The 11,114-nt window shown below is 38.5% G+C and carries 10 protein-coding genes; all 10 read right to left on the reverse strand.

What is annotated here, in order from left to right; all coding sequences use genetic code 11:
* The coding region (locus tag D6734_09740) for a hypothetical protein (GenBank protein RMF93575.1) at positions 1-464 on the reverse strand (464 nt) is incomplete at its 3' end.
* A 69-nt stretch (positions 465-533) separates the two neighbouring features.
* Positions 534-1,940 (reverse strand): hypothetical protein, encoded by a 1,407-nt coding sequence (locus D6734_09745; protein RMF93576.1) that lies wholly within the window; start codon positions 1,938-1,940, stop codon positions 534-536.
* Positions 1,941-1,951: 11 nt separating this feature from the next.
* Positions 1,952-2,875 carry a hypothetical protein gene (locus D6734_09750; protein ID RMF93577.1) on the reverse strand — a complete coding sequence of 308 codons (924 nt, stop codon included), beginning with the start codon at positions 2,873-2,875 and terminating at the stop codon, positions 1,952-1,954.
* Between the two features lie 20 nt (positions 2,876-2,895).
* Positions 2,896-4,251, reverse strand: coding sequence for a hypothetical protein (locus tag D6734_09755; GenBank protein RMF93578.1), 1,356 nt, complete (start codon positions 4,249-4,251; stop codon positions 2,896-2,898).
* 97 nt (positions 4,252-4,348) lie between these two features.
* On the reverse strand, positions 4,349-5,566 hold the full coding sequence (locus D6734_09760) for a hypothetical protein (protein ID RMF93579.1): 1,218 nt from the start codon (positions 5,564-5,566) through the stop codon (positions 4,349-4,351).
* Positions 5,567-5,575: 9 nt separating this feature from the next.
* Complete coding sequence (locus D6734_09765; protein RMF93580.1) at positions 5,576-5,821, reverse strand: hypothetical protein; 246 nt, start codon at positions 5,819-5,821, stop codon at positions 5,576-5,578.
* A gap of 20 nt (positions 5,822-5,841) precedes the next feature.
* Positions 5,842-7,197 (reverse strand): polysulfide reductase, encoded by a 1,356-nt coding sequence (locus D6734_09770; protein RMF93581.1) that lies wholly within the window; start codon positions 7,195-7,197, stop codon positions 5,842-5,844.
* A gap of 3 nt (positions 7,198-7,200) precedes the next feature.
* The gene (locus D6734_09775) at positions 7,201-7,884 is read right to left on the reverse strand and encodes a 4Fe-4S dicluster domain-containing protein (GenBank protein ID RMF93582.1); all 684 of its coding nucleotides are present in this window, start codon (positions 7,882-7,884) and stop codon (positions 7,201-7,203) included.
* A 7-nt stretch (positions 7,885-7,891) separates the two neighbouring features.
* Positions 7,892-10,345, reverse strand: a complete 2,454-nt coding sequence (locus tag D6734_09780; protein ID RMF93583.1) for a twin-arginine translocation signal domain-containing protein — start codon at positions 10,343-10,345, stop codon at positions 7,892-7,894.
* A gap of 6 nt (positions 10,346-10,351) precedes the next feature.
* Positions 10,352-10,852, reverse strand: a complete 501-nt coding sequence (locus D6734_09785) for a hypothetical protein (protein RMF93584.1) — start codon at positions 10,850-10,852, stop codon at positions 10,352-10,354.
* Positions 10,853-11,114 lie beyond the last annotated feature (262 nt).

Consider the following 11,114-nt stretch of genomic DNA (forward strand, 5'->3'; position numbering starts at 1 on the left):
GGAAGAACTATTATGAACCTATTGTTTTTAACATAGAATTTGTTGTAATTTTTTGTGTAATCTTTTAATGATTCTCTTATCTTCTCCTTGAAAAAATCCAAATTCATTCCCTGATTTAATGGAATCAAGGGCTTGAAGATTATTTTTTCACCTCTAACAGCAAATATATAGGAAACAGACTTGAATTTTTGAAAATACGCTGATACAAATTTCAAATAATCATCATTGGAAGAAAAATCTACCCAGCCATTTCTATAAAGAACATTCATAAGTTCAATATTCCGGCTCAATGAAAAAAAATACTTCTCAATAGCGCGGGATACTTGCTCAGCAATTTGAAGTTTTTGCTCTCCATATCGTTCGACCAAATCCTTTTCCAATGACGATTGAAGCTTTATTGAAAAGAAGAAAAAGGCGGGAATTATAATCAGAAAGAGAACAACAGGAACGATATTCTTCTTCATTTTTTTTCCTCATCATCAGGATATGAAGAAGGATATGACCTTTTATGTCATTTTTGTCAATATTTTTCTTTATCTTATGTCAGCACCGGGAACATCACTGCCGGTCAGATTCTTGTAGGAAAGTTGAAGAAGTTTGACTGCATAACCTGCATTATGAACACCGTGACTTTTGTCATTATTGACAAAAAGCCAGTTGAAGGCGGCTCTTTTTTCATTATCAGTGGCTGAAGATGAGAACTTGAAAAATGTGCGTCCAAAAGAATCAGTATCTTCAGTTACATTGCCGGATTCAAGTATTTTGCTTTTTAAAAGCGTTAATAATCCATCGACTTCTGATTGAATTCCTTCTGTGCTTCCATCACCGTCATAGTCTCCTCTTGCAGTCCTATCAAAAGAAGTCAGACCTGAGTGGCATTGTCCGCAGGCACTGAGAAGCTCATTTCCATCATCATCTGAGACCATAAATGTATGGCTTCCAATGGTATTATGCCCATCTTCGCCACTTGAGGGCGTACTATATCCATGACAGGTCAAACATTTGTCTGCAAATGTTGAATGGAAAGAATTGTCAATTGTTTCACCAAAATCATAGCCGCCTGTACCAACCAAAAGCTGCGCTTGGTTATGTGCAGGCACCTCTCCTGAATCCACTGCTTTGTCAACATCCTCAATCTGGTCATTATGGCAGGTAAAACATATTGCGGCATTCTCGGCAGCATATTTGACACCGCTTCCCGGAAGAGTCGCATTGCCGGTAGTTCTTAGTTGATATTTATTTTTGCTGCTGTGGGGATCATGACATCCCACACAGGTAATAGGATTTGACGCTCGCTTAATGGACACTGATCCTTTGTAGTAAATTGCATCGACACTATGGCACTCGAGACAGCTGTCTTCTGACTCTTTGTGTCCCTTTAATGTCTTCAGAGATTTAGAATGTTTGGAATTGACCCATTGGTCATATTGACCCTTCGACTGCGAACCGGAAATTGTTTTCGTATGACATTTGCCGCAAGTAGTTGCTTGTAAAGAAAGAAGAGTTTGCTTGAATTGAATCTTTCTTGCACTTGAGCGGCTTGTATAATGAGGAGAATAACGGCCTGCTGCTTTATGGCAGGATTCACAACCTACATTTTCTAATCCCTTTTCAGGATTCTCATCATATCCGCCATTTTTGATCTTTTTATCATAACCAGTTGTATGGCACTGCAAGCAGGTTTTATTATTTTTGCTTATATCAGAAAATGCTGAAGCATGTTTTGTTTTCTTCCATTCATCACCTTTACTTTCGTGGCAATGTTTACAGCGATTGCTTCCTATATATTTTCTACCCAAGTAGGGAGGACTTTTAACTTTAGTTTCATCTGAACTGCTTGTACTTCCGCCTCCTCCACCACCACAGGCGGTTAAGAAAAAAGTCGAACAAAGGAGCATTAAGAAAAATAATCTAACTGCAATAAATGTTTTTTTAATCATTTCACCTTTTTTTATTTAACAAGCTTTTTAAGATTTATAGTATGACAAACACCACAAAAATCTTTCTTATGGCAAACAAGACAGGATCTTGCATTTCTCTTTGCCACTACTCTGTGATTCGGCACCCAATTAGGCTCAAAATGAGTTGTAGGTTTCTGCTGATGACAGCGACTGCAGAAATCTGCCTGATGGCATACAGCACATTTATCTCTATTCTGAGTTGCATATCTTCCATGTATATCCTGCTTCCATGACAAAGTATGTGAAGAAGGTTTATTCTTCAAGTGACAGTCCTGACATTTGGATGTCTGATGGCAAAGAATACATTTTTTCTCATTTCCCTCAATCTTATTTCTATGAAGTGTCTTCCATGAAAGGTCATGGGAAATAGAAAGTTCATTATCGATTGGCTTTCTATTTTCCCGAATTTCTGAATGACATTTACTACAATTTGTCTCTTTTTCATTATGACATTCAAAACATTTCTCCATCTTTGGAATATCAGCAAAGGAAACTTTTTCACGGTTTATAATTTCAGGATGGCATTGTTCACATTCAGTTCCTCTATCTGTATGATTCTTGTGAGAAAAGATGAGATCTTTCGGCGCTAACTTGACAAACTTGACAAATACCTTTCTATCATCTCTCGTATGACATTTATTACATTCTGTTGATTCAATCTTTCCTTCTTCTATGTCATGGCACTGAGAACATTCTTCATGGGTTGGAAGTTTCATTTTCTGTCCATTGACATCAGTCATATGGCAATCACTGCACTCTGCCCCAACTTCACCATCAGGGTTGGTATGAAAGCTATGAGGGAAAATTAGTCCCGAATCTTCCTCATTGCAGGCAGAAAAAAAGCTAACGAAACACAGAAGCAGAATAGATAAGCAAAGAGCTGCAACACTGTATTTTTTCTTTTCCATCACCATAAAATTCTAAAATTCTCCGACTAAAAGTTAAATTCAAGCTCTACTCTAACACCCTGCAAATAATCAAGTTTTGAGAAAGGAACTGCAAGCTCATCATCTTCTTCATAAGAGTATGCAACAAGATAACTTATCCTCTTAGTAACTTCGCCTCTAATCTCTGTTGAAAAGCCATATGTCTGATAAACATTGCGGTTATAATCATAAAACCTATAAAATGTGCCTGCTGAAACTGAAATATTGTTGCCTAACATCTGTGAATATTGTCCTCTAACTTCATTCGATTCAGTCTCAAATCTCTTTGAACTTCTTTCATCCTTATAATGACGCCATTCTACAAATATGTCGTTGCCTTCAAGCATTATATCCCTGCAATTCAAACCGGCAGTAAATTCAAGAAAATCTGAATTGTATTGATCGCCTTCATTATTGTTCAAAAGGTCATGAATAGTTAAAGAAGCTTCCAAGGCAAATTTTTTAAAAAGGGGCTGGTTCCATAAAATCGATAATTCCTCATATGGATCCAAGTCACCGATATTCAAACGGGCAACATCATATCCTTCCTTTCCCCTGTTGGATGAAGATGTATAATCAAAATCATAGTCATCGGCATTACTGCCTCCCAACAATCTAAAATATGAAATCTTTATATTCGATGATAATTTTGGGAAGAAATAATCAAATTCTGCGCTCACATTCCTTGGGTCGTTATTTATGAGTGCATATTTCAGTGATAGGTCAAGATTGCGCGTTACATTCTGATGAAAAGCAAAGTCGTAACTAAAATCAAGATACTTGACAAAGCGTGCTTCAAAGAGGGTTTTTTCATTTATTGTCAAATCAAAGTTTCCACCCCAAATACCCTTTTTTCTCGGATGGTATCTGAGACTCACTCTTCGTCCGCCAAAGAGGGATAAGTTGAAAAGATTGCTTTTATTGAAATCAATAGAGGCACCATCGAAATGTGCCAATTCTGCACCATAAAAATACTGTCTTCCTATCTTCGAATCAAATATGCCTAAAACATTTTTAAAATTAGCCCAAATACTATAAATATCTGAAATCCTATCATCACCGCTGTAAGTATCGCGCACATCACGAAAATAGTCCTTTATCCCTGTGCCATCTATATCGCGCTCTATTCTTCCATTTGCATAGGTTTCAAGATTTTCTAGCCCATAACCTTCACTCTTAAAAGTAATGTATTGAAAAAAATCGTGGTCAACATCGTTAGTCCTAATATCCTTGAATCGGGCTGAACGGAAATCATAGGCGCTTTTTAGATTGAGACTGAAGCTTTTGGCAAAACTCAGATACGGCAGAAGCGAAAAAGATAAAATTAAAGCAAAAATCAAATATATATTTTTTCTATTTAACATTTTTAACTGAACAAAAAAAATTTTGGAATTTTAATTTTTTATAAACTGAAAACTTTTTTATTGTAAAGAAAAAAAATAAGGCAGGCGAAAAAAGGGACTAATGTTTCTTCAAATATTCAACAATATTTCTCAACTCATCAGCATTCATAAGAGGCCATGAAATTCCTTTTTCCTTCATCTTGTCTCTCATTTGAGGACCATGATTCCACATAGCCCACGCCATATAAATCGAAGAAACTTCTCTTCCGGGCAAAGGAATTTTTATCTTACCGCTTTCCGGTTTCTTCCCAACAGTATGGCAGATGACACATTTCTTTGCTTCAAATTGTTTCTTGCCCAGATAGGCATTACCTCTTGGTTCAACATATTTCAAACTAAAAAGGTAAGCCATCAAATCAGACATCTCTTCTGCTGTAAACCCACGGCTTCCTCTGCCAATAGGTGCACCGCTTGCAATCATCTGCGGAGCATGATTCCACATCAAGCCTGCAAGCTGTGATATTGTACTGCTCTCTGCATCCTTTTCAATGAGACGGCGTGAAAGGTCGGGACCTGCCCCTCCGCCTCTTCCGAATATGCTGTGGCAATTGGCACACCCCTTCTTTCTAAATATACTCCTCCCCTTTGAAGGACTACCGGGGCTTAGATACTCCTTTTCTGCACTGCCCGCTACTTCCTTTACATATGCCACAAGGTCAACCATTTCACTTCCTCTAAAAACAGGCCATCTAATTCCGGCATCTCTCATTGCACTTTTCATACCTGCGGCATGATTGAGCATCAAAGATGCCCATGCTATTGGACTCGAATACCGTCCCCAAGTAGTCAATTCAGGACCAATTCTTCCTCCTTTCCCTCTCAAAGTATGGCATTCTCCACATTTTTTTTCTCTAAAAACCTTTTCTCCCTTCGATGAATTGCCTATTTCTATGTTAGAGCGCATAAAAACCAAAAAAGCAAAGATGTCTGACATCTCTTTCTGCGAAATACTTTCAGTTGCGGCTTTCTTCAATATTCTATGTTCCAGCATTATTGGAGCATGATTCCACATTCCTGCTGCAAGAGCACTAACTGAAATATCAGCTCGCCTTCCTCTAACTGTGCCCAACTCAGGACCTTCCTTTCCACCTTCACCCCAAACGGAATGGCAAGCGATACATCCCTTTGTATAAAAAGCATCCCATCCTGCTGAGGGTTCGCCTTTCAATATTACAGTTTCAGCATACAAAAGGGATGAGAAGGAAAGAATGAGTAGAAATAAAAAAATCCTCAAACTTCTTTGTCCAATTTTCTTCTGCATTTTCATCTCTATCATAAATGAAATTTATTCACTTTTATCTTTAGAAATGCCAAAATAGATAGTGCTTACGACAAGCCCCAAAATGATAAACAGGGGTATGGCTACCATTCCAATTATTTTAGCAAATGGCATTGCCGGGTCCTGCCACTCCTTTGCAAAAAAATAACCATTCAAGACAAAAGCTATTATCCCGCTTACAAAAAGCCACATAAAGATGAGTATCAAAAATTGGCATATCTTTGCGATTGTTTCTATCTTCTTATCATCCATACAAAAACACCTCTAAAATGCTAACTTTTTGCTTCGCCTTTTTCAAAATGAGGCACATAGCTGTCAACCCTCTCTCTTACTTCTTCGGCACCTTTTTCTCTTCCTTCCTTGATCTCCCAAATCGAAATCATTGGAAAAAATTTCGTGAAGAGCACATATAGAAGAAGAAAGACAGCAAAGGAGCCTGCAAGCTCTGAAAATTCTACCCAAGTAGGAAAGTACCACCCTCTATCATAGGGAAGACGAGGATTGACCAAAGTTGGAACTATAATACAAAATCTCTCAAGCCACATACCAATAGTCACGGAAACAGAAGCGATTACTGTGCCTGTTATTGTTCTTGTTTTGCTGTTGCAAAGTATTGCAAAAGGGATAATGAAGCAGGTTAAAACCATTCCCCAAAAGGGAGCGGCATAACGGCCATTGAATTTCTCCCAAAAGACTGCCATATGGGAAGGTTCTGCGCCATAATAGGTTGTAAGATATTCACAAAAAGTAAAATAGAACCACAGAAGCGTCATAACAAGAAGAAGAATTCCCATATATTCAAAATGGATTTTTCTGAAATATGCCTCGAGATTGAATGCCTTTCGCAGAATCGCCATTCCAATAATCAGCGCCGCAATGCCTGAAAAAATTGCTCCTGCAACAAAATAGGGACCAAATATCGTGCTGTGCCACATTGGCTGTACTGTCATTGCAAAAACATAAGAAATAACAGTATGCACTGAAACGGCTATAGGTATAACAAGAATTGCCATTATAGATATCAGCCTTTCAAGAATCCGCCACTGTCTTTCAGTGCCCTTCCACCCCATTGCAAGAATGGTATAAAAAAGGCGGAATTTCTTCGTCTTATCCCGTATTATTGCAATATCAGGTATCAGTGGAATATAGAGATAAATAGAGCTTGCTGTAAGGTAGGTCGAAATACTCACAAAATCCCATATGAGCGGTGATTGAAATCTGCCGTAGATTACGGGATTCATCAATCTGTCAGGACGTCCGAGGTCAACAATTACATTCCCAAGACCGATGAATAAGACCATTACCGTTATAACCTCTGCCGACCTTGTTATCGCACGCCTCCACTCAGCCTGAGCGATTCTCAATATTGCTGAAATTAAGGTCCCTGCATGACTGATACCAATAAAAAATACGAAATTTGTAATATAAACGCCCCAAAATGTTGGACGGTTCATACCAGTAACACCAAGTCCCCACCTCAACTGGCAAATATAAGCAAAGGCAGCCCAAGCAATCACTGCAAGTAAAATTCCTACGGTTATATAAAAGCCCTTCCCCGTATTTATGACAGGTTCAAGAAGTATGTCATCAGGATCTTTAAATTTAGATTTCAAATTTTCTTCCGCCATTGCTTATTCACCTTCTGATAAATAAAAAACCTTCGGCTCTGTTCCTAAATCTTCAAGAAGCCGTCTCACCCGTCTGCTTTTAGACAAAGTAAAAACTTTATGTTCAGGGTTATCGAGGTCTCCAAAATAGATTGCTTTTGCCGGACATGCTTCAGCACATGCAGGAATATAATCATCTTCTCTCATTTCACGCTTCTCAAACCGAGCCCTATCTTTTGCCTTCTGAAGACGATGGTGGCAAAATGTGCATTTCTCAACAACCCCTTTAGGACGCACAGAAACATCAGGATTGAACATTGGCTTCATCTCATCTGGCCAATCAGGTACAAACCAATTGAAATAACGAACAGTATAAGGGCATGCTGTTGTGCAATAGCGGCATCCAATACACCTCGGGTATACCTGTCCCACAATCCCGCCTTCCCCTTTAAATGTTGCTCTTACAGGACATACCTTTATGCAAGGCGGCTCATCACAATGGAAGCAAGGCCGTGGAAGAATCTTCTTTTTTACCTCAGGATAATGTTCTTCCTTTTCAATCAGATAATCCATCCATCTAATCGATCTGCCCTGCCTAAACCATTGAGGATTCGAAGGAGCTATATTATTTTCAGCAATACAAGCCACAGCACAAGCACCACAGCCGTTGCATTTGTCAAGATCGATTACCATTCCCCATCGAGCCATATTTCACCTATGCCTTATAAATTTTAACCATTGTCCTATCAGGGAGTAAAACCCCTGACAAAGGGTCTCTTTCTTCAATCATAACATCAACAGCATTACTCCCAATGCCTGATGACCACTCGCCATTCCCTTTATGTCCCAAACCTGCCGGGATAGCAATACTTTCAGGATGTATTCCCTCTGAAATAGAAACAATCGCCCTTATTCTTCCTTTTGATGATTCGATAATGACATATTCCCCATCTTTCAAATTCATCTTCTTTGCTGTTTCAGGGTTAATTTCCACCCAAGTTTCCCAGCGATCAGAAATTACTGAAGTTGCATTGTCCATCAACCAAGGAGAATTTGGCTGTGAAAGAGAAGTAAGTGATATGGTTTTGGAAATATGAAGATATAACCCTTCCTTCTCACTGATTCTTTCAGATATCAAGTCAGGATAAAAGGGATTTACCCTTCCTTCAATAAAACGCGAATACTTAGTTCTAACTTCCTTTTCTTTTGAACCAATGATTTTTTCAATCTGCGGCTTCAAAGAGGTCGGCATAAATTCCACTTTACCTTTTTTTGGATCAATAATCCCCGGCAATTCATTATAATAAAAAATCGGATCCCACCATCCTCCCTTCTCAAGTACCTCTTTAACAAATTCCTGCTTTGTGATTTTTTTAGGAACCTTCCATCCTGCCTTCTCAAGAAGCCGAACCCACCGTCCTTTAAACTCTTCAGATATTACATCGCCTCGTCCGGCGTCAAAAAGTCCTTCAATTGACCATTCAAGGTATTCCTTTAGATTTTTCCACTGTAGATTTCTTGATATTCCTACCGGCATTTTAGAAGAAACTTCAAGTATAACATCCTCTGTTGCCCTGCAATCAACTACTGGAGAAACAACAGGTTTTGATACCGAAAAAACTTGATAACCTTCAGATGTATTTACAGCCGCCCCACCCCATTTCTCAAGATAAGTGCAATCGGGAAGTACTAAATCACAAAGAGAGGTTGTCTCATCCATTACAGAAGAAAAACTCACCTTATATGGAATCTTTTTCAATATTTCTATCCATTCATCTCTTGCCGGTGAGGAATATACCGGATTTGCATCTTTCACTAAGAGAAGTTTGACCGGATTGGCATTATCTTTGAATTTCGAAATCACTGATGCTGGATTGTTTTCATTGAAACCTTCTGCCCCTGATGACGATTTGTCATTGTTTTCAAAGGAAGCTTTAGAGACTTCATCCTTTTTAACTTTTGGAATTTGAGTCAATGGAATTTGGTGGGGAAATATCATTCCTCCTTTGGAGCCTATGCTTCCACAAAGGAGGTTCAAACTATGCACAGCCATTTGTGTCATTATATCATCACGTCTTCCAATGACAATGGCAGGCCTTGCAGAATAAAGCTCTCTTGCAACAGTAATTATCTCTTCAGCGCTTACCCCTGTTATTTCTTCAACATCTACAGGGGCATAACCGCTCATAACCCAATACTTGAATCCTCGCCTTATTTTTCCATCTTTTGACACCTCATCTTCAAATCCTGTGCAGTATTTAGCAACGAAATTATAATCATATAGGTCTTCTCGTATGAGTACATAAGCTATGGAAAGGGCAATGATTGCCTCTGTCCCGGGCTTTATTGGAATCCATCTATCAGCGCTGGCTGCCGTCGATGAAAGTCTTGTACCAAAATGAATAAATTTCGTTCTGCCCTCTTTTCTTTCTCTGCGTGCATATCCGTATGAACTAATCGACTGCATAAGATTTTCACAGCTTTCAAGATAGTCATTTGAAAAAGAGAGGACAATGCCGGAATTTTTTATATCAAAGGATGGTTTTCTTAAAATCCCCTGCATTAGATAAATTGCATCAAGCTGACATTCATCATCCCAATCATAGGCATCATTGAAAGGAATGTAATTGGGACTGCCGTATGATTCCATAAAATGGTGATATAATCTCTTCTCCAATATTGAACTTCTTATGCTGTGCAAAAACATAACGCCTGCAGGATTTTCATTCCTTTGTGAAATCAGCTTGTCCGACAATTCCTTCAAAGCATCATTCCACGAGATAGGGATCCATTTAGCAGAATTGCCACTGCCCTCTCTTCTCAAAGGGCTTTTGACTCTGTTGGGATTATAAAGGTGATTGATGCCGGCAACACCACGCGGACAGATGCCTCCTCTATTGACAGGATGCAGTGGATTGCCCTCAATCTTAACAACTCTTTCACCAATTTTTCTAACATTGATTCCGCAAAAACTTGGACAAAGAGAACAGCTGGTTGTTTCCCATGTTTCAACATCGTAAGGAACGATGACTTCTTCATACTGATTCAAAAAATTATGTATTGCCTTATTCGAATTTTTGATTTTTTGGCATCCTGTGACAGCAGCAGCTGAAACAAGCCCTGCGCCTTTTAAAAAACTTCTTCGATTTATGCCTTTTTTATCTTTCATAACTTTCTATTTATGGCAGTCGATACAGTCCCAAGCCACATTTCTCTTTATATGACAATTGATACAGTCTTCCATTACTAAAGTCTTCAATGGTTTTTTTGGAGGTTCTGTCAATTTCCACATTTCCCCATGACACTCGACGCATTCGACTTTTCCCACTGCAACATGCCTTCTATGAGAAAAAAAGACATGGGAAGGAAGTCTAAATACTCTTTTCCAATGAAGCTCTCCCCCCTTGGAAGCAATGGTTCTAATTTTTTCCTCTTCTTTGCTCTCTGTTATTGCATCCTCATGACATTCGAGGCATTTTGAAATTTTAGGAATGCTTGCAAAGGTTTGAGTCTTTACATATATATGGCACTCATCACACTCAAGTCCTTGATCTATATGAGCTTTATGGCTGTATTTGATTGGCTGTTCAGGAGCAGAAGAGAAGGAGAAAACTGTAATGCTGCCAAGAAGTGCGAACAAGAGAATGAATAATGATAAATATATAATCCTTTTCATTAGACCCTTTTATAAAAGATATAAAAAAAATTTTTTACAGCTATTTATGATAGGATCAGGGTCTGAACAAGCTCTCTGAATATTCTCTTGCTTTTGAAATTTACTGCCGTCAACTACCGGTCTTTCTTCACACACTCAACAGCGAGAAAATGATTTTAAAAAAAATTTTTTATCTTATACTTTTTCAAGATGAAATATGTCAAGAAAAATTTTAAAAAATTTTCTGTTGATGCTTCAAAATGCTTAACTGACAAGGGTTTCA

The organism is Candidatus Schekmanbacteria bacterium, from assembly GCA_003695725.1.
Classification (GTDB): domain Bacteria; phylum Schekmanbacteria; class GWA2-38-11; order GWA2-38-11; family J061; genus J061.